15 protein-coding genes and 2 pseudogenes are annotated in these 18,437 nt (G+C 68.6%); 11 read left to right on the plus strand and 6 right to left on the minus strand.

Annotated elements, in window-relative coordinates; all coding sequences use genetic code 11:
• Window positions 1-105 precede the first annotated feature (105 nt).
• Together BKH33_RS09870 and BKH33_RS09875 are read left to right on the plus strand one after the other, a co-directional pair.
• Window positions 106-753 (plus strand): MarC family protein, encoded by a 648-nt coding sequence (locus BKH33_RS09870; protein WP_003781249.1) that lies wholly within the window; start codon window positions 106-108, stop codon window positions 751-753.
• A gap of 127 nt (window positions 754-880) precedes the next feature.
• Complete coding sequence (locus BKH33_RS09875) at window positions 881-1,768, plus strand: hypothetical protein (RefSeq protein WP_003781266.1); 888 nt, start codon at window positions 881-883, stop codon at window positions 1,766-1,768.
• A 119-nt stretch (window positions 1,769-1,887) separates the two neighbouring features.
• On the opposite strand, the gene BKH33_RS09880 is transcribed toward BKH33_RS09875, so the two are convergent.
• Together BKH33_RS09880 and deoD are read right to left on the minus strand one after the other, a co-directional pair.
• Window positions 1,888-2,166, minus strand: a complete 279-nt coding sequence (locus tag BKH33_RS09880; protein WP_003781261.1) for a DUF1540 domain-containing protein — start codon at window positions 2,164-2,166, stop codon at window positions 1,888-1,890.
• Window positions 2,167-2,543: 377 nt separating this feature from the next.
• Window positions 2,544-3,266, minus strand: coding sequence for a purine-nucleoside phosphorylase (deoD, locus tag BKH33_RS09885; RefSeq protein WP_043538922.1), 723 nt, complete (start codon window positions 3,264-3,266; stop codon window positions 2,544-2,546).
• A 227-nt stretch (window positions 3,267-3,493) separates the two neighbouring features.
• Here deoD and BKH33_RS09890 point away from each other — a divergent pair, with 227 nt between their 5' ends.
• The 7 genes from BKH33_RS09890 (at window position 3,494) to BKH33_RS09920 (ending at window position 10,372) form a co-directional block, all read left to right on the plus strand.
• On the plus strand, window positions 3,494-5,068 hold the full coding sequence (locus BKH33_RS09890; protein WP_003781237.1) for a sodium-dependent transporter: 1,575 nt from the start codon (window positions 3,494-3,496) through the stop codon (window positions 5,066-5,068).
• Window position 5,069: 1 nt separating this feature from the next.
• Entirely contained in the window at window positions 5,070-5,243 is a 174-nt protein-coding gene (locus BKH33_RS09895; RefSeq protein ID WP_003781246.1) for a methionine/alanine import family NSS transporter small subunit, read from the plus strand.
• 116 nt (window positions 5,244-5,359) lie between these two features.
• Window positions 5,360-6,217 carry an HAD hydrolase family protein gene (locus BKH33_RS09900; protein ID WP_003781264.1) on the plus strand — a complete coding sequence of 286 codons (858 nt, stop codon included), beginning with the start codon at window positions 5,360-5,362 and terminating at the stop codon, window positions 6,215-6,217.
• An 8-nt stretch (window positions 6,218-6,225) separates the two neighbouring features.
• Window positions 6,226-8,247, plus strand: coding sequence for a metallophosphoesterase family protein (locus BKH33_RS09905; RefSeq protein WP_003781248.1), 2,022 nt, complete (start codon window positions 6,226-6,228; stop codon window positions 8,245-8,247).
• A gap of 121 nt (window positions 8,248-8,368) precedes the next feature.
• On the plus strand, window positions 8,369-9,103 hold the full coding sequence (locus tag BKH33_RS09910) for a vitamin K epoxide reductase family protein (RefSeq protein WP_003781270.1): 735 nt from the start codon (window positions 8,369-8,371) through the stop codon (window positions 9,101-9,103).
• Between the two features lie 50 nt (window positions 9,104-9,153).
• On the plus strand, window positions 9,154-9,864 hold the full coding sequence (locus tag BKH33_RS09915) for a metal-dependent transcriptional regulator (RefSeq protein WP_003781239.1): 711 nt from the start codon (window positions 9,154-9,156) through the stop codon (window positions 9,862-9,864).
• Window positions 9,865-9,925: 61 nt separating this feature from the next.
• The gene (locus BKH33_RS09920; RefSeq protein ID WP_003781255.1) at window positions 9,926-10,372 is read left to right on the plus strand and encodes an HIT family protein; all 447 of its coding nucleotides are present in this window, start codon (window positions 9,926-9,928) and stop codon (window positions 10,370-10,372) included.
• 143 nt (window positions 10,373-10,515) lie between these two features.
• Here the strand turns inward: BKH33_RS09920 and BKH33_RS14160 are convergent.
• The 3 genes and pseudogenes from BKH33_RS14160 to BKH33_RS09930 form a co-directional block, all read right to left on the minus strand.
• Window positions 10,516-10,623: pseudogene (locus tag BKH33_RS14160) on the minus strand (IS481 family transposase); the annotation flags it as partial.
• A gap of 84 nt (window positions 10,624-10,707) precedes the next feature.
• Window positions 10,708-11,328, minus strand: a pseudogene (locus tag BKH33_RS13700) (DUF222 domain-containing protein); the annotation flags it as partial.
• 450 nt (window positions 11,329-11,778) lie between these two features.
• On the minus strand, window positions 11,779-12,453 hold the full coding sequence (locus tag BKH33_RS09930) for an RBBP9/YdeN family alpha/beta hydrolase (protein WP_043538920.1): 675 nt from the start codon (window positions 12,451-12,453) through the stop codon (window positions 11,779-11,781).
• A gap of 40 nt (window positions 12,454-12,493) precedes the next feature.
• Between BKH33_RS09930 and BKH33_RS09935 the strand changes: the two genes are divergently transcribed.
• Together BKH33_RS09935 and BKH33_RS09940 are read left to right on the plus strand one after the other, a co-directional pair.
• Complete coding sequence (locus tag BKH33_RS09935; RefSeq protein ID WP_232621450.1) at window positions 12,494-12,904, plus strand: MerR family transcriptional regulator; 411 nt, start codon at window positions 12,494-12,496, stop codon at window positions 12,902-12,904.
• Between the two features lie 148 nt (window positions 12,905-13,052).
• Window positions 13,053-16,034: a leucine--tRNA ligase gene (locus BKH33_RS09940; RefSeq protein ID WP_003781274.1), complete on the plus strand. Its 2,982-nt coding sequence runs from the start codon at window positions 13,053-13,055 to the stop codon at window positions 16,032-16,034.
• A gap of 117 nt (window positions 16,035-16,151) precedes the next feature.
• On the opposite strand, the gene BKH33_RS09945 is transcribed toward BKH33_RS09940, so the two are convergent.
• Complete coding sequence (locus BKH33_RS09945; RefSeq protein WP_076142722.1) at window positions 16,152-18,107, minus strand: helicase HerA-like domain-containing protein; 1,956 nt, start codon at window positions 18,105-18,107, stop codon at window positions 16,152-16,154.
• Window positions 18,108-18,437 lie beyond the last annotated feature (330 nt).

Consider the following 18,437-nt stretch of genomic DNA (forward strand, 5'->3'; position numbering starts at 1 on the left):
TTCGAATCCCCCTAGCTCCACAGTTCTTCATCAGCAGGCCCTGCCGTCAGGCGAGGGCCGTTTTGTTTCCCTGCTCGCCGCAGGCATGTGCGGCACAATGCGGATATGGCTATCGCTGTGCTGGTCAAGGCCCTGGGAGCCTTCTTCGCGATCATGAACCCCTTCGTCAACCTGCCCCTGTTCCTGAGTCTCACCCAGGACCAGGATGCCGCGACCCAGCGGCGTACAGCGGTTCGTACAACGATCTCCTCCGCCGTCATGTGTGCCGTCGTCCTGCTCCTCGGCGCGACAATCCTGAGGTTCTTCGGCATCGGCGTCGACGACTTCCGGATCGCAGGTGGAATCGTCCTGCTCATCATCTCGCTGTCCATGCTCAACGGCAGTGGATCCAGTGCCCACGAGGGAAGCGCGCAGGAGAAGGAGCAGCACGACGCCGTTGCTGGTAGCGGGAACGACGTCGCCTTCTACCCCATGACCTTTCCCATCCTCGTGGGGCCGGGAACGATCGCGACCATCATCGTCATCCAGTCCCAGGCTCGGGGGCTGGGTGGGCATGCGGCCGTTGCGGCTGCGCTGGCAGTCGTTCTCGTGACGCTCGGGATCGTTCTCTACTTCTCGGCCAGCATCGGTGCGCGTCTGTCCATGACGATGCGTACCATCATGACCCGCCTCATGGGCATGATCCTGGCCTCGATCGCGGTACAGATGATCGTCGTCGGGATCCAGCACCTCTTCCCGGGGCTGGCTCGCTGAGACACGCTCCACGCGTGGGCTTCAGCAAGGAACTGGCCCCTCGGGCGCTCTGAGGGTAGCCTCACCTTCAGATGTTGCCGGGAGCACCCCGCTCCCACGTGCGGCAACACGGTAGGAAGGTAAGCGTGTGACGTCCGTTCAGGTCCCCGACATCATGCAGCGCGCCCGGCGCACGGCCAGGCGTCTCCTGGCTGGAAGTGGAAGCGCCGCGGTGACGGCCTATCGCATTGACCCCTCCGCTCCTGCCGCCTTCGTCGCTCACGCCATGCGGGCCGATGGTCAGCTTCTTGTGGCTGCCTGCCCGCCGGAAGGTACTCCGCTGTCCATCGCTCCCGATGACGTCGCCGTCGATGTCCGGCTCGACGTCACTCTCGACGCTGCCGAGCCCGGTGTTCGTATCACGGCCGCCACGGCTCACCTGCTCGGCAACCTGACCTGGGTCAACGGTGAGGACCGCGCCCTCGTTCTGGCCTCCTCGCGGACTCCGGCCTGCCACTGCGCCATCGTCGGTGAGGACCCGCTCGAGCGCGTCCGAGAGATCGCCTCGGGTCCCGGTGGACGTCTGGGTGTCATCACCTGCGAACGCGTCATGCTTCACTGCGTATCCGGGGTCTCCAGCCACGACATCGAGGAGATCCTCGACATCGCCTCGGCTGATGCCGATGCCTCACCCTCCCTCTCCTGGAGCCCCCAGGAGGTCATGGACGCCCATGAGGCCGTCAGTGCCGTCGGCCAGCTGGGGCTGCGCGCTGTCTGTGAGGCCGTGCGAGAGGGGCAGATGCTCGGCTGGATCTGCTCCTCCCGTCCCGCCGTCGGCGTGTGCCCGACGTTGTGGGACCGGACCCTGTGCGTCGATGTCGACGCCCACGGGGTCACCCTCATGTCCATCACCGGGGAAGAGGTCACCACTTTGGTGGTCTCCTTCCCGCAGGCCCTGACCGGCGCCGTAGAGGTCGGGCCGGTTCTCGAGCGGCTCGCCTCCCAGGCCCTCCCGCAGCGCCTGGCCCGTCCTTGAGCGGCCTGCCTCGGTTGCGGTTCTGAACGTTCCGGTCGCAGAGACCGGAACGGGGGATACCACCATGCGGTGGTATCCCCCGTTTGGCCCCCAGCCGCTCGAGCTGGAGAGCCTTCCGGTCAGCGAACCTCGTAGGTCTTGCAGGAGGCGGTGTCGCCGCCGACGGTCACGGCCTCGGCCGTGCACATGAGGTCCTTGTTGTGGACGCACTCGAGGCGCTGGCAGGCACCCACCTGACCCTCGGCCACGGGCAGGCCGCCACGGGCATCGAGGCTGATGAAGGTGTCGCAGGCCGGTGCGCCGTTGTCGCCGCCGACGGTGATGGCGAAGGCGGTGCAGCCTCCGTTGTTGAAGGCGCAGGAGGTGGTGGTGCAGGAGGTGATCTTGGTGACGGACATGATGCTTTTCCTTTCGAGCGGGTGTGCGCTGCGGACATGAATAACGTAAATCCGCACCCGCGCTCCGGCAACGAAGGACAGCCTGGCCTGTATGGCTTCGCGTTTACGAACGTTGGAATTCCAACGTTTTGACGGTTCTCGTCGGGTCGCTTCCGTCAGTGATGGGGGCTTGAGAAAATATGGGGTTGTGTGCCGTTGATTTTCGTTATTCCTCGCAGGTAAGGCACTCCTGAACGGGGGTGGTCAGGAATTCACCGATGCGTGGAAGGGCTCCATTCATGGGGGAGGCGTGGTGGCGCGACCCGTGTCCCGAGGAAGGACATCTGCGCTCCCTGGGCCGTTCAGAGGTCGGAGTGCTCCAGTGGTCCGCGTGTGGATCAGCTGTGGGCGGCCGCCACGGCCAGGCGCAGGGAGTCGGCGAAACGCGTCTCGCGCTCGGCGGCACTCATGTCGCCGGAGTGGTCCAGCAGGTGGTCGGAGACGGTCAAGACCGCCAGTGCCTGCTTGCCGTACTCGGCGGCGACGCCGTAGAGGGCGGCCGCCTCCATCTCCACCCCCAGCACCCCGTAGCCGGCCAGGGCCTCGTTCTGCCCCTCGGGAGTGAAGTAGAAGTGGTCGCGCGAGAAGACCGTGCCCAGGTGGACCTTTCCGTCACCCTCTGTCTGCTCGGTCAGGGAGGCCTCGTAGGCGGCTCGGGCGAGCTGGAAGTCGGCGACCGCGGAGAAGTTGACGCCCGGGATGCGCAGCTGGTTCATGGCGGAGTCCGTGTGGGCACCGGTGGCCACGATGACGTCGCCGATCTTCACTCTGGGAGAGAGGCCGCCGGCAGTGCCCACGCGGATGATCCGCTCCACCCCGAACTGGCTGAACAGCTCGGTGGCGTAGATCGTGAAGGAGGGCTGGCCCATGCCTGACCCCATGACGCTCAGTGGCCTGCCGTTGGCGGTCCCGGTGAAGCCCAGCATCCCCCTCACGTCGGTGACCAGGCGGGCGTCGTTCATGAGGGTCTCAGCGATGCGCTGGGCCCTTCTGGGGTCGCCGGGCATCAGGACTGCAGGAGCGAAGTCGCCTGGCTCGGCAGCGATGTGCGGTGTGGCCATGGGGGTACCTCTCGGGAAGTAGTGCGGAGCGGAGTGACGTTCAGTGTGTCACAGGTCGCGTGATAAAGGACAGGTGGCGGCCTGTTCCGGCTGTCCGTATCGTGGACGTCGGGCGACGCATCGTGGTCGTGAGGATTAGCGTCCAGCGACAAAAGGGCCTGCGACCAATCCGCAGGAAAAGGCGACCATCCGGTCGCCTTCGTTTGTGACATCACGGAAGGTTGCTCATGACCTCCAAGACAGGGGAGAGCGAGTCTCTTCAGGCGCCTCCGCGCGAGCAGTGGAGCGGTCAGCTCGGCTTCCTCATGGCGGCCATCGGCTCGGCGATCGGGCTGGGTAACATCTGGCGCTTCCCGGGTGTGGCGTACAGCAACGGCGGCGGCGCCTTCGTCGTCCCCTACGTCATCGCGCTGCTGGCGGCGGGGCTGCCGATCCTCTTCCTCGACTACGCCCTGGGACACCGCTTCCGTGGCTCGCCGCCGGCGGTCTTCCGGCGCATGTCCACCAAGCTGGAATGGCTGGGCTGGTTCCAGGTCTTCATCTGCTTCGTCATCATGACCTATTACGCAGTAGTTGTGGCCTGGTCCCTGCGGTACATGTTCTTCTCCTTCAGTATCGCCTGGGGCGACGATGCAGGGGCCTTCTTCCAGCACTACATCGGGGTGGACCGGCTCGGCTCCGAGGTCGGGTACTCGCCGGCTGTCGTGATGGGGGTGGCCGTCCCCCTGCTGCTCGTATGGGCCTTCGGCCTGGTGGTCACCGCTCTGGGCGTGAGCGACGGTGTGGAGAAGGCCAACAAGATCTTCCTGCCGCTGCTCGTCCTCATGTTCGCCGCCCTCGTGGTGCGCGCCCTCCTGCTCCCGGGGGCGGGGGAGGGGCTTAACGCCCTGTTCACCCCCAAGTGGTCCGCCCTGCTGGACTACAAGGTGTGGATGGCGGCCTTCGGGCAGATCTTCTTCTCCCTGTCGGTGGGCTTCGGCATCATGCTCACCTACGCCTCCTACCTCCAGCGTCGTCGCTCCAACCTGGTGGGGACCGGCCTCGTGGCGGGCTTCGCCAACTCCTCCTTCGAGCTGTTCGCCGGTATCGGTGTCTTCGCCACCCTCGGCTTCATGGCTCACAACCAGGGCGGCAGCGTGAGCGACCTGGAGGGGATCACAGGTGTCTCCCTGTCCTTCATCACCTTTCCCACGGTTATTGCCCAGATGCCCGGGGGTGCGCTGTTCGGAGTGCTCTTCTTCGCCTCCTTCGCCATGGCGGGACTGACCTCCTTCATCTCCATCATCCAGGTGGTGGCCGCCGGTGTGGGGGAGAAGCTCGACCTGGCGCCGAAGAAGGCCTCCCTCGTCGTCGGCGTCCCGGCTGCGGTCCTGTCCTTCGCCCTGTTCGCCACCAGGTCGGGTCTGCCGGACCTCGACGTCGTCGACGCCTTCATCAACAACATCGGCGTGGTCGCCTCGGCCATCATCATGTGTGTGGTGGTGGCCTGGGTCCTGCGGCGCAGCAGGCTGCTTCAGGACCACCTCAACGCCGTCTCCGAGTCGCGAATGATCGGCCTGTGGTGGCGGGCGCTGGTCGGTGGGATCGTTCCGGTCCTGCTGGGCTACATGTTCTTCCAGACCCTGTGGACCTACTTGTCTGAGGGATACGACACCTATTCCAGCGGCTTCATCGCGGTCTTCGGCTGGGGGATGCTCCTGGTGGTTGCCCTGTGCACCGCCGTCATGACCCTCATCTCCTGGAAGACCCCGGTGGATGAGTTCGAGCCCCTCAGGCTCGAGGCCGCTTCCGAGGAGGACTGACATGACCGGAATCGCCGTACTCATCATGCTCGCCGCCGTCGTCATTATCTGGGGAGGCCTGGCCGTGTCCATCACCGCGCTCATCTCCCGTGGACGCCGAGAGGACCGTGACGCCCGGGCGGAGGCCTCGGCGCGCGCCCGCGAGCACATGCTCAACCCTGAGCAGGTCGACTGACCGGCTCGAGCCGGCTGAAATCCTCTAATGGGATCCGCTGCGAAGAGAGACTGACTCCACCACTCGCATGAGGCCCGGTTCGGCCGGTTTCCAGACGGGTAGGACACAATACGCCTATGACTCAGACTGATGTGAGCCCCGAGGTGCTGCCCCGGCTGGTGGCCTTCGACCTTGACGACACGCTGGCACCCTCGAAGTCGGCCATGCCTCCTGCCATGGCCACCGCGCTGAGACGGCTGCTCGACGTCGTCCCCGTCTGCATCATCTCCGGTGGGCAGGTGGGGCAGTTCCGCGACCAGGTCCTGGCCCACCTCGACGCCGACGCCGACGAGCTCTCCCGGCTTCACCTCATGCCCACGTGCGGGACTCGGTACTACACCTACGACCCCTCCCAGGCCGGCCGGGGAACTGATGCCTGGAAGCTGGTCTACGCCAATGACCTCACCCCCGAGCAGATCCGCACCGGCTTCGAGATCGTCGAGGCCCAGGCACGCAGGCTCGGCCTGTGGGAGGAACGGACCTGGGGGGAGATCCTGGAGGACCGCGGCAGCCAGATCACCTTCTCCGCCCTGGGGCAGGAGGCTCCCCTGGAGGCCAAGCGCGCCTGGGACCCCACGGGGGAGAAGAAGGCCGCCCTGCGCGACGCCGTCGCCCCTCTCCTGCCAGAGCTGGAGGTCCGCTCCGGCGGGTCCACGAGCGTCGACATCACCCTCAAGGGGGTGGACAAGGCATACGGCATGACCCGATTGGCCGAGGTCACCGGGATCGCGCTGGAGGAGATGCTCTTCATCGGTGACCGCCTGGACCCCGAGGGCAACGACTACCCGGTCAAGGCCTTGGGCGTTCCCTGCCAGGCCGTGGGCGGATGGCAGGACACCGTCACCTACGTCACCTCCCTGGCCAGCCTCATCGCCTCCCAGCAGCACAGCGGAGAGGGCCACGCCACCCGGGTCTCGCTGGGTGCTCGTCTCTGAGGCGGGTCGTGGTGCGGACAGGCATGGACTCCGGCTCCGACACGGACGCCGACATCGGTGCTGGTCCCGGTACGGGTAATGCGGGGCGCTCCGCCGACCTACGGGCGGGTCTGCTGACGGCTGCCCGACGTTGCGGTGCCCTGATGCTCACGGTGCTGCTGTCGCTGCGCACCTGGTGGCGACGGCGTCGCCGGAGAACCCGAACAGTCGTTGCCACGGCGGCGATGATCCTGGCCTCCAGCACGGTCTCCCTCCTTCTGGGCCTGTCCACGGCGACGGCCTCGGCGCCGGTGGGCCCGCACGAGGCGACCTGGTCGACGACCCTGGACTCCACCGTCACGCTGGACCTCGGGCCGCTGGGGACCGCCTCGATGGAGTCGCCCGCAGGCATCCTCGGCGTCAAGGTGGTCCTTGGCGAGATTCCCGGTGACCCCGCTCCCGATGCCGCCAGTGCCGCCAGCGTGGGGCAGTCGCTGTCCTCCGACGCAGCCTCTTACCTCTCGCTCGTCTCCCATCCCGACCTGACGATCAGGCAGGGCCTCTACGGTCTGGCCGGGGACGCCCTGCGCCGGGCCGGGGTCGTCGAGACGATCTTCCTGTGCTGCGTGGCCGCCTGGCGCCTGGCACCGACGAAGCCGTGGCGCGAGACCGTCCGCGCCGGTGCCTCGCACCGCTGGGCGACGACCGTGGCGGTCTCGGCGGCTGTGGCCACCGCGGCATCCCTGCTGGTCCCGGCGATGCGTACCGTCAACCCACACGGTTCCACCCTGTCCGCGCTGGAGGGCACCCCATTGGCCCGGGCCCGCTTCTCGGGTCGGATCGCCGATGTCGTCACCGCCTACGGGCCCAAGGCTCGCTCCTTCGTGGAGAGCAACAAGGACTTCTATGCCAAGGCCGACACCAATCTACGCGCCGCCTGGAGGGCTGCTGAGCAGACCGAGGGCCTGGTGGACGTCACCGCCGCTGACGGAAAGGTGAACACCGAGGAGCTGCAGGCACGGCTCAAGACGACCTCGGCGAAGACCGTGGTGAAGGCCGGCGCCGAGCCAACGCCGACTGAGGCCCCACGGCCCTCGCAGGGCCCGTCAGCCTCCGCGGCGCCGTCGGCATCCTCGACCCCCACAGCCACGGCCCCTCCGGTGACGGGAGCCCGCTCGGTCCCCGAGCGCGGCCGCAAGACGGCCGTCCTCACCACGGACCTGCACTGCAACCTCGACGTCATCGCCTTCTCCGGGGTCCTCGACCAGCTCTCCGGCGCCGATGTGCACATGGATGACGGCGACCTGACCATGACCGGCTCCGGCCCGGAGCGGGTGTGCGTCGACGCGCTGACCCAGGCAGTGCCGAGCTCGACGGACAAGGTCGCCACGATCGGCAACCACGACTCCGACGCCACGGCCGCCCGTCTGCGCTCCCAGGGATGGACCGTGACCGACGGCTCGGTCCAGACGGTCGCCGGGATCACCGTCCTGGGGGACGACGACGCCGAGCGCACGACAACGGCGGGCACCAAACCGCGTGGCGGCGAGACCACCGAGCAGATCGCCACCCGCCTGGCCAAGGTCAGCTGCGGGCGCACTCCGGTCGACGTCGTTCTCATCCACCAGCCGGCCACCTTCGACCTGCTCATGAAGGAGGGCTGCGCGCCGCTGCTCCTGGCCGGTCACGTCCACGCCGAGCGGGGGATGACCACTGCGATCAGCCCCCGGACCGGCAGGCCCGTCTCCGGGGTCATCTCCGGTGCCGGTAAGGGTGGCACGTCGCTCGGCTCGGTTACGGAGGACGCCTTCCTCCACGTCATGTCCTTCGACTCCACGGGCGCGCTCGTGGCCTGGCGAGCAGTCATCCTTCACCCCGACGCCTCGGTGACAGTGGGGGCCTGGCGGTCCGTTCCGGGTATCGCCTCTGGGCAGAAGACGGCCACGATGGCCTCGACCCCGAGTCCGTCGGCCTCGGCCACCACGGAGCAGACGCAGACCGGGGCCGCCACGCAGTCGCCCTCCCAGCCCGAGGCGGGCGCCGCACCCTAGGACGAGTCGATTTTTCGGACGGTGAGGGCGCAGGAGGGCCGTTGTGGCATACGCTCTCACTCTAGATAGCCGCACGACGCCCAGAAGAACTGATGACGCACCACCGGTGAGGAGACTGACGATGTCGCGCATGCCCACAGATGCCGAGATCGACGAGATGAGCGAGGAGGAGCTCGAGACCTACCTGGGCTCAGCCCCCGGCCAGGAGCTCGACCGGCGTGCCCGCCGCGACGCCGATGACGACTCAGCCGATCGTCCCGCCTGGCTGCGCCGTTCCGGGGCCGAGCGAGGCTTCGGCTGGCTGCTCCTCGTGTGCGGGCTCATCGGGATCATCGCCTGCTGGGAGCTCATCAGCTCTCAGCTCGACCTGCTGCGCAACCCGGACGCGGAGCTCATCTGCGACGTCAGTCCCCTGGTCTCCTGCGGGGACTCCCTCAACGTGTGGCAGGGGAACCTGCTCGGTGTGCCGAACTCCTTCATCGGGGCCATCGCCTTCGGCGCCCTGACCGCGATCGGCGCGGTTCTGCTCAGCGGCGTGCGCCTGCCGCGGTGGATGTGGTGGGGGCTGAGCGCCGGCAGCCTGGGGGGAATCGCCTTCGTCATCTGGTTCCTGTCCGTCTCCATCATGACCTTCGGCAAGCTCTGTCCGTTCTGCATGGTCATCTGGTCCGTCACCATCCCGGTGGCTGCTCACTCCTGGGCCTGGGCCGCGGCCGGCGGGCACCTGGGGCTGCGCGACAACCAGGCGCTCGACCTGCTCAAGGCCCGCTGGTGGGTCATGGCGGCGATGTACCTGGCGGTGGTCCTCACCATCATCATCGCCTTCGGCAGCCAGCTGGCGAGGTTCTTCGGGTGACTCCGTCTTCGAGCAGGGCGGCCGCAGTCAGGCCCGCCTGGAGGCCCTCGGTGGCGGGGGACTCGACTGTCACGCAGGACTACCTCAAGGTCGTGTGGGCCGCCTGCGAGTGGGGCGGAGCGGGCGCCTCCATCACCGGCCTGGCCAAGCGTATGGAGGTGGCGCCGTCGACCGCCTCGGAGAACGTGGCTCGCCTGGTGGAGGAGGGGCTGCTCGTCCACGAGCCCTACAAGGCCGTCACCCTGTCCGAGGAGGGACGGCGTCGGGCCATGGGCATGATCCGCCGCCACCGCATCCTGGAGACCTATCTCGTCACTCAGCTCGGCTTCGGCTGGGACGAGGTGCATGCCGAGGCCGAGGAGCTCGAGCACGCTGTCTCCGAGCGGCTGCTGGAGCGGCTCGATGCGGTCCTGGGACACCCCACCCGAGACCCTCACGGGGACCCGATCCCTACGGCGGACGGCCGGCTCGTCGTGCCCGACCTGGTGCGTCTGGAGACGAGGCCGGTGGGTTCCGACGGCGTCGTTGGGCGGATCCAGGACGACTCCGAGACGTTGCGCCGTCTGGGGCGGGCCGGGATCGGGCTGGACAGCCGGGTGCGGATTCGTGACCGGGGCACCGTGGCAGCGGCCACGGAGGGCGGTAAGCGCCGACGGGCGACCGTCATCGTCCTGCTGGACACGGAGGCTCCGCGCGGCGCAGTGCCCGAGATCGCCCCGGAGGCCATCATCCCCGACGGCTCCCTGTGGCTGCTGGCCTGAACAGGGACGCCGCCTCTATGGATCTGGGCGGATCCGGGCACGGCTGGGGGACAATGGGGTCATGAGCACGATTTTCACCAAGATCATCGAGGGCGAGATCCCCGGCCGTTTCGTGTGGGCGGACGAGGTCTGTGTCGCCTTCGCCACCATTGAGCCGCATACCGACGGGCACGTCCTGGTGGTTCCGCGGGTCGAGGTCGACTCCTACGTGGACGCGCCTGACGACGTGGTGGCGCACCTGGCAGTGGTCGCCAAGCGCATCGGTGCCGCGCAGGTGCGCGTCTTCGAGGCGCCCAGGGCCGGGATCGTCGTGGCCGGCTACGGGGTCGACCACCTGCACCTTCATGTGCTGCCGATCCGCTCCGAGGAGGACCTGTCCTTCTCCTCGGCCCGCCACCCCGAGGGGCCCGAGCTCGACGCCGCCATGGAGCGCCTGCGGAGCGGCCTTGTCGAGGACGACTGGGGCGAGTTCGTTCCCGCAAGGCTGGACAGCGCTGCGCTCGCGTAGCACCCGAGGCTGCCGGCTTCGTCCTCGTCAGAAGGGTGGGGTGGGGTTGGTGGGGGGTGCTGGTTTGAGGGTGTGGGTGGTTTTTGGGTGGGGGGTGGTCTCGTAGTCTCCGGGTCTTTCGCGGGGGTGGGGGCCGCGGGTGACTAGTTGTACTTCCCTGTGAGGTTGTGAACGCGGTTGGCAGGGGTTTGGCCGTCCAGTGCGGTGTGGGGTCGGTGGTGGTGGTTGTAGTGGTGGAGCCAGGTCTGGTAGGCGGCCGTTTGGCTGGTGCGTAGGGTCTGCAGGGTCATGGCGGTGATGGCGTCGGCCCTGATCCGGCCCGGGGTGCGCTGCTCACCGCAGGCCCGCGCGCTGGCGGCGATCGCGTCCAGGGTGGCGTCCAGCAGCAGGGCGTCCATGGTCGGCAGCAGCAGAAGGACCTGGCACAGGCCCTCGCCCACAGGCCTCGGGCGCGACACGCACCGACGCTGCCTATTGGCTTGGGTGTGTTCGGTGTGTCCGTCGGGGTCGACCTCTATCAGGGCCCGCTCGATGTCCCGCCCCACCTGGGACACGCTTCGTCGGGGTGCCTGGGGCAGGACCTGGTCCTGAACCGCCAGCGCCACCGGGACGGGCACGTCCTCCAGGCGGCGGGTCACCAGGGACGCCTTCACCGAGTCCAGCACCCCGCAACGCTCCATAGCCTCGACCGGGCCGAAGCCAATATTCATGAGGGTGTTGCCGTGGTCGATGATCTGGCCGGCCCGAGTCCGGGAGACCCCCAGGCGGGCCGAGAGCAGGCAGGTGGTGTTGAACCTGCGCTCCTCAAACCCGGCCACGGGTGAGACCTGACCGCCCGGGCCCCACCGGCCAGGACGCGCCGACAGCTCAGCGCACCCGGTCAGGCAGGCCGCGGCCAGCTCCCCCAACCCGCAAGCCCCCACACCAAGCAACCCAGTGCTACCAGCCTCCTCCACACACCCACGACCCGAAGCCCCTCGGCAACGGCCACCAGTGTCGCGTCAGTCCCCGACTCGTCGGTGAGGAAAGTCGGCGCCGCATCGCCGTCAGCACCAGAGCGCCCCGACCGCACCACCAGCCAGGACACGAGGAAACACCCCACCTTCGAACATACGTACACTATAGCCCCACCCCCACCAACCACACCACGCAACCACCCCCCCAAACCGCCCCAACAACAACGAAAAACCGTGTTATCGGAGCCTCCGTTCCCCGGAGCCGCTGCGACGGTCCGCCGAGACTTCGGAACCATCTGCCCTGCTCATGCGATATTGGTATTTCTGCAGTCGTCACAGCAAAGAGCGGTAACGGGCCAGACGTCATAAGGGAGAACTGTCGAGCGATATGAGGGCCGGCGCGTTGAGACCTCCCCGCCCGACGAAGAGGGAGAAACACCCACCGGCTTTCTACTTTCCAGGCGCGCCCGCGCCTCTATCGCTTGCTCGGCCGAGTGCCTGAACGACCTGCGGAAGAGACGTGACGCCGTCGGAGGCCAGGAAATGGCCCGCGCCCGGAACGGTGACGACGTCGGCGCTGATCGCGGTGGCGAATCTCCGCGAAGCCGCCCGGGGGACAAGTGGGTCGTTATCGGAGTGAATGACTGTGGTGCGCCCTAGAAGTGGACGCAGCTCACCGGGGCTCGCGCCGTCGAGGAAGCCCTCCAGTCCGGTGGCGAGGAAATGGTCGAGCTCCGCCTCTCCCGTCGGAGGGAGCTGCTGCGCGAAGGGTGCGACGGCGATGAAGGCCGCCAGATGCCGCCCATTGCCGTTCGCCGGTGAGTCGCACGCGATGACTCGCTCGATCGCCCGTAGCGCGGTCAGGCCGCCAAGACTGTGCGTCACGATTGCGAGCCCGGTCAGTCCGTCCGGCGACGTTCCGATCCTCTCGGCGATGGTCGACGCCCAGGTCGAGGCATCCGGAGACTCCGGATGAGGGAGCCGTGGCACCTCGACATGGCGGAAGCTCCGCGCGAGCCAGGGAAACCAGTGGTCGTGAGGCCCCGCCCCGAAACCGTGGACGAGAATGACTCTGTCGATCCCACCGAGTCCGTCGGAGGAGCAGTGTTCTGTAACGTGGTCCATGCCCCTGGACGGTAGACATTCACGCCAGTGGCAAGGTCAAGTGGAAGTCAAGTGGAAGCTGTTCGCCGGAGAGGAGCTCCTTGTGCGCATCGGAGAGTTCGCCCGACAGGCGGGTGTCAGCCCCCGTTCCCTGAGGCACTACGAGGAGGCCGGTCTGCTCGTTCCCGCCCGGACCTCCGCCGGATACCGGGACTACAGCCCGAAGGATCTCGACGCCGTCGCACGCATCCGGCCGATCCTGGCCACCGGTCTCGGCGTCGCTGCCGCCCGGCGTTACCTGGACTGCGTCGAGGTCGCCGGTGATGATCGAGCCGTCTCCATCACCATGTGCCCCAACCTGCGCCGCGAGCTTGAGGCGGTCGAGGCGCGGATCGCCCGGCACCGGAGTCGCCTGGCGTGCGAGCAGGACGCCCTCAACCGCTTCAGGGCTGCAGCTCGGGAAGAAGAGTGAGGACGATGCTGCTCAGGCTCCAGAGGGCCTCACCGACGTGACCGGTCTCGCCCGCCCGCGGGGCGGACGCCGCCGGGCCCCGCTGCTGCCGGGCGATAGGCTGTGCCCCAGCACCAGGAAGCACGAGTAGGAAAAGAGCGCTGCCGCGATGTCAGAGAGAACCGCACCGGGCGAGTCCGACACCCCTTACCGCTACACGGCGGCCCTGGCGGACTCCATCGAGACCGCCTGGCAGGACCGCTGGGAGGCCGAGGGCACCTTCAACGCCGACAACCCTGTCGGCGCTCTGGCCGGCCCCGGCGCGGACAAGGAGAAGTACTTCCTGCTGGACATGTTCCCCTACCCCTCCGGCAAGGGTCTGCACGTGGGTCACCCGCTGGGCTACATCGCCACCGACGTCGTCGCGCGCTTCACCCGCATGACCGGCAAGAACGTCCTGTACACGATGGGCTACGACGCCTTCGGCCTTCCCGCCGAGCAGTACGCCGTCACCACCGGCCAGCACCCACGCATCTCCACCGAGGCCAACATCGCCAACATGCGCCGCCAGCTGCGCCGCCTGGGCCTGTCCCACGACCCGCGTCGCTCCCTGGCCACCATCGACGTCGACTACGTGCGCTGGACCCAGTGGATCTTCCTGCAGGTCTTCAACTCCTGGTTCGACCCCGAGGCCCCGCGCCGCGACGGCCGCGGCAAGGGCGCGGCCCGGCCGGTGTCCGAGCTGCGCGACAAGCTCGCCTCCGGCCAGGTCCCCGTCCCCGGCGGCCGCGACTGGGCCGGCCTGAGCGCCGCCGAGCAGGCCGAGGTCATCGACTCCTTCCGCCTGGCCTACGTCTCCAACGCGCCCGTCAACTGGTGCCCCGGCCTGGGCACGGTCCTCGCCAACGAGGAGGTCACCGCCGAGGGCCGCTCCGAGCGCGGCAACTACCCCGTCTTCAAGCGCAACCTGCGCCAGTGGATGATGCGCATCACCGCCTACGGCGACCGCCTCGCCGAGGACCTGGACACCGTGGACTGGCCCGAGAAGGTCAAGCTCATGCAGCGAAACTGGATCGGCCGCTCCGAGGGCTCCGAGGTGACCTTCGCCGTGCCCGGTGCCGGTCAGGGCGCTGAGCAGGACGCGTCACTGAGTGTCTACACCACCCGCCCCGACACTCTCTTCGGCGCCACCTTCATGGTCGTGGCCCCCGAGCACCCCATGCTGGGCGGCCTCCAGGCCTCCGGCTCGGTGCGAACCGACGCCCAGATCGCCGACGACGCCGCGGCCCTGAACGTCCCGGCCGCCTGGCCCGAGGGCACCAAGGAGGCCTGGACCGGCGGCTACGCGACCCCCGCCGAGGCCGTGTCCGCCTACCGCGCCCAGGCCGCGGCGACGTCGGACGCGGACCGCACCGACGAGGGCCGGGTCAAGACCGGTGTCTTCACCGGCTTCTTCGGCATCAACCCCGTCAATGGCGCGAAGGTGCCGGTCTTCGTGGCCGACTACGTCCTCATGGGCTACGGAACCGGTGCCATCATGGCCGTACCCGCCCACGACGAGCGCGACTACGCCTTCGCCACCAAGTACGACCTCGACATCACCCAGACCATCGGCCCGGCCGACGACCCCCACGGCGTCGACCTGTCCTCCCAGGCCTACACCGGTGACGGGGTCGTCGTGAACTCCGCCCAGGGCGACCTGGACATCAACGGCATGAGCAAGGACGAGGCCAAGGCCACCATGATCGGCTGGCTGGAGGCCAAGGGCGCGGGCCGTGGCGCGGTCACCTACCGCCTGCGCGACTGGCTCTTCTCCCGCCAGCGCTACTGGGGCGAGCCCTTCCCGATCGTGTGGGACGAGGACGGCGGCGTCCACGCCCTGCCCGAGTCGATGCTGCCGGTCGAGTTGCCCGAGGTCACCGACTACTCGCCGCGCTCCTACGACCCCGACGACGCCGACTCCTCCCCGGAGCCGCCGCTGGGAAAGGCCACCGAGTGGGTCGAGGTCGAGCTCGACCTGGGAGACGGCCCCCGGACGTACTACCGCGAGACCAACACGATGCCGCAGTGGGCCGGCTCGTGCTGGTACGAGATGCGCTACATCGACCCCACCGATGACAACGCGCTCGTCGACCCGGCCAACGAGGCCTACTGGATGGGGCCGCGCCCGCAGGCCGGCAACACCTCCGGCGGCACTGACCTGTACGTCGGCGGCGTCGAGCACGCCGTCCTGCACCTGCTCTACTCGCGCTTCTGGCACAAGGTCCTCTTCGACCTGGGCCACGTCTCCTCCTCCGAGCCCTACCACCGCCTCTTCAACCAGGGCTACGTCCAGGCCTACGCCTACACCGACTCCCGCGGCCAGTACGTGCCCGCCGACGAGGTCGAGGAGGTCACCGCCGAGGACGGCACCACCAGCTACCTGTGGCAGGGGCAGCCGGTGCGCCGCGAGTACGGCAAGATGGGCAAGTCCCTGAAGAACATCGTCACCCCCGACGACATGTACGAGGCCTACGGCGCCGACACCTTCCGCGTCTACGAGATGAGCATGGGGCCGCTGGACGCCGACCGCCCGTGGGACACCCGCGCCGTCGCCGGCAGCCAGCGCTTCCTGCAGCGCCTGTGGCGCAACGTCGTCGACGAGACCACCGGCGAGCTGACGGTGGTCGACGAGAGCGCCGACGAGGAGACACGCCGGCTCGTGGCCAAGACGATCGTGGGCGTGCGCGAGGACTACGAGGGCATGCGCCTGAACACGGCCATCGCCAAGCTCATCGTCCTCAACAACCACCTCACCGGGCTGAGCGCGGTCCCGCGCGAGGCCGTCGAGGCCCTCGTCCTCATGACGGCGCCCGTGGCCCCGCACCTCGCCGAGGAGATCTGGAAGCGCCTGGGCCACGAGCACTCCCTGGCCCACGAGAACTTCCCGGTCGTGACCGACGAGGCGCTGCTGGCGGCCGACAAGGTCACCTGCGTCGTCCAGGTCAAGGGCAAGGTCCGCGACCGCCTCGAGGTCGACCCCGGTATCCCCGAGACCGAGTTGGAGAAGCTGGCCCTGGCAGCCCCCGGGGTCATCCGCACCCTGGACGGGCGCGGCGTGCGCAAGGTGATCGTCCGCGCCCCCAAGCTGGTGAGCATCGTCCCCGAGTGACCGGGGCGGGTTGCCCGACGGCGTCGTTCACGTCCGCGTTGACGTAGCACCGGAACAAGGGGCTGCACCGACCATTCCGGTCGGTGCAGCCCCCTTCGCTGTTGCTCGAGCCGGTTCTCAGCGGCGCCTGAGGGTGCCGAAGATGGAGCGCGTGATCTCGCGGGTGATCTGGCGGCCCACCGAGCCGATGGTCTTCTCGACCTCCCGCTGACGGCGCTCGGCGGCCTTCTCCGCCTCGCGCTGGCGGCGCTCGGCCTCCTTCTGACGCTGAGCCGCCTGGCGGGCGGCCTCCTTCTCCAATGCCTTCTGGGCGGCGGCATCGGCCTTGGCCTGCTCCTTGGCGGCCTGCTCAGCGGCGCGAGCAGCCTCAGCGGCCTCGGCGTCGGCCTGGACCCGCTGGGCCAGCAGCTCGTAGGCGGACTCGTTGTCCACGCCCGTGGCGTACTTGGGCTTGAGCGGTGAGGAGGCCAGCACCTGGCTGACGGTGCCGTCCTGGGCCGGCCCCATGACGGCGGCGGGCACGTTGATGACCACCGGGGCCACCGGTGCCGGGCGCCCCTTCTCGTCCAGGACGCTGACGACGGCCTGGCCGGTTCCCAGCGACGTGAGCACCCGGCTGAGGTCGACCGGGCTGACCGGGAAGGTGGAGACCGCCTTCTTGAGGTTGGCGGCGTCGGCCGGGGTGTGGGCGCGCAGGGCGTGCTGGACCCGACTACCGAGCTGGGCCAGGACCTCGTCGGGAACATCCGTGGGGGACTGGGTGATGAAGACGATGCCTACGCCCTTGGAGCGGATGAGCCGAACCGTGCGCACCACGGCCTCCAGGAAGGCCTTCGAGGCACCGGAGAACAGCAGGTGGGCCTCGTCGAAGAAGAACACCATGGTGGGCTTGTCCGGGTCGCCGACCTCGGGCAGGGTCTCGAAGAGCTCGGCGAGCAGCCACATGAGGAAGGTGGAGAACAGCGTGCCCTGGGACTGGATGTCGGCCAGCTCCAGGGCCGAGATGACGCCTCGGCCGTCGGGGGAGACCCGCATGAGGTCCCGCACGTCAAGAGCCGGCTCGCCGAAGAAGGCCTCGCCTCCGGCGGCCTCCAGGGCGGCGATCTCACGCAGAATGACCCCGGCCGTCGCCGCTGAGACACCGCCGATGGTCTTGAGCTCCTCCTTGCCGGCGTCGGTGTTCGTCAGGTAGTCGACGACGGCGCGCAGGTCCTTCAGGTCCAGCAGGGCCAGCCCCTGGCCGTCCGCCCAGTGGAAGACGAGCTGGAGGGCGGAGGCCTGCGTGTCGTTGAGACCCAGGACCCGCGAGAGCAGGATCGGCCCGAACTCGGTGACCGTCGTGCGGATCGGAGTGCCGCTGATACCGCCGCCGGAGTCCCCTCCGCCGAGGTTGAACAGCTCGATGGGGAAGGACTGCCCCTTCCAGTCCTGACCGGTGGAGCTGATCCGGGAGGCGATCTTGTCGTTGGAGGCTCCGGGCTCGGCCAGGCCGGTCAGGTCACCCTTGACGTCGGCGAGGAACACCGGCACGCCGGCGCTGGACAGGCCCTCGGCCAGGAGCTGGAGCGTGCGGGTCTTGCCGGTTCCGGTCGCCCCGGCCACCAGCGCGTGCCGGTTGAGCAGCCCCAGCGGGATGCCGACAGACAGTCCCTTGACAGCTGCGGGCTCACCGCCGGAGAGCGTGTCGAGGTAGGTGCCCACCGGCAGGGTGGGGGAGGAGAAGCTGTAGCCGGCGCGGACGTCGGCGGTGTACCCGGCCTCCTCGGCGTCAGGCCCGGTCTCTGCCTGAGCCTGTGCTGTGGGGGGCTCCTGCGCCGGCGACTCCGCGGGAGCGGCGGGCTGTGCGGAATCAGCGGGAGCGACGGCGTCGGCCGGCTCCGTGGAGGCTGCGGCCGGAGCCCCTGTGCCGGCGTCTGCGGTCTCTGCGGCCGGGGTCGCCTCGGCCGAGGCGGGAGTGGAGGCGATGGCGGCGTCGAGGGCGGCTTGAGCGGCGGCTGCCTTGGCCGCGGCGGCTTCGGCGGCGGCCTGAGCGGCCTCGGCCTTGAGGCGTGCGATCTCAGCGGAATCGGTCATGGAGCCATCGTAAACGCCGAACCTGCCAGCGCGCTGACCCGGGTGTGCCGGGGCCTGCCGCGTCCGGATACCTCTCAGGACACGGGTCTTCGCCAGGTCCGTGCCGCCGAGCTCGTTCATAGAGCGCTCACAGGCGCAGACCTTCATCTACCAGGGGAAACGCAGAGACATGTGGAGTTGGTGCCGTTTCTGGTCGTGCGGGCGGCGGGAATCCGGTCGACAAGGTAGCCTCGGGTTTCGATGGCGTCGAGACCATGCGTCCGATCCTGCTCCTGCCCGTCCCCTGTGCCGCGAGGTTTGCACGCCCTATGTTGCCCCCTGCGTTGTCGT

Source organism: Actinomyces naeslundii (assembly GCF_001956585.1).
Classification (GTDB): Bacteria; Actinomycetota; Actinomycetes; order Actinomycetales; family Actinomycetaceae; genus Actinomyces; species Actinomyces naeslundii.

Excerpts from the sequence above, each read along its gene's own strand:
- BKH33_RS09945 (WP_076142722.1), bottom strand. The coding sequence starts at position 18,107 with ATGACCGATTCCGCTGAGATCGCACGCCTCAAGGCCGAGGCCGCTCAG.
- BKH33_RS09890 (WP_003781237.1), top strand. The coding sequence starts at position 3,494 with ATGACCTCCAAGACAGGGGAGAGCGAGTCTCTTCAGGCGCCTCCGCGC.
- BKH33_RS09870 (WP_003781249.1), top strand. The coding sequence starts at position 106 with ATGGCTATCGCTGTGCTGGTCAAGGCCCTGGGAGCCTTCTTCGCGATC.
- BKH33_RS09895 (WP_003781246.1), top strand. The coding sequence starts at position 5,070 with ATGACCGGAATCGCCGTACTCATCATGCTCGCCGCCGTCGTCATTATC.
- BKH33_RS09880 (WP_003781261.1), bottom strand. The coding sequence starts at position 2,166 with ATGTCCGTCACCAAGATCACCTCCTGCACCACCACCTCCTGCGCCTTC.
- BKH33_RS09940 (WP_003781274.1), top strand. The coding sequence starts at position 13,053 with ATGTCAGAGAGAACCGCACCGGGCGAGTCCGACACCCCTTACCGCTAC.
- BKH33_RS09910 (WP_003781270.1), top strand. The coding sequence starts at position 8,369 with ATGTCGCGCATGCCCACAGATGCCGAGATCGACGAGATGAGCGAGGAG.
- deoD (WP_043538922.1), bottom strand. The coding sequence starts at position 3,266 with ATGGCCACACCGCACATCGCTGCCGAGCCAGGCGACTTCGCTCCTGCA.
- BKH33_RS09920 (WP_003781255.1), top strand. The coding sequence starts at position 9,926 with ATGAGCACGATTTTCACCAAGATCATCGAGGGCGAGATCCCCGGCCGT.
- BKH33_RS09930 (WP_043538920.1), bottom strand. The coding sequence starts at position 12,453 with ATGGACCACGTTACAGAACACTGCTCCTCCGACGGACTCGGTGGGATC.
- BKH33_RS09900 (WP_003781264.1), top strand. The coding sequence starts at position 5,360 with ATGACTCAGACTGATGTGAGCCCCGAGGTGCTGCCCCGGCTGGTGGCC.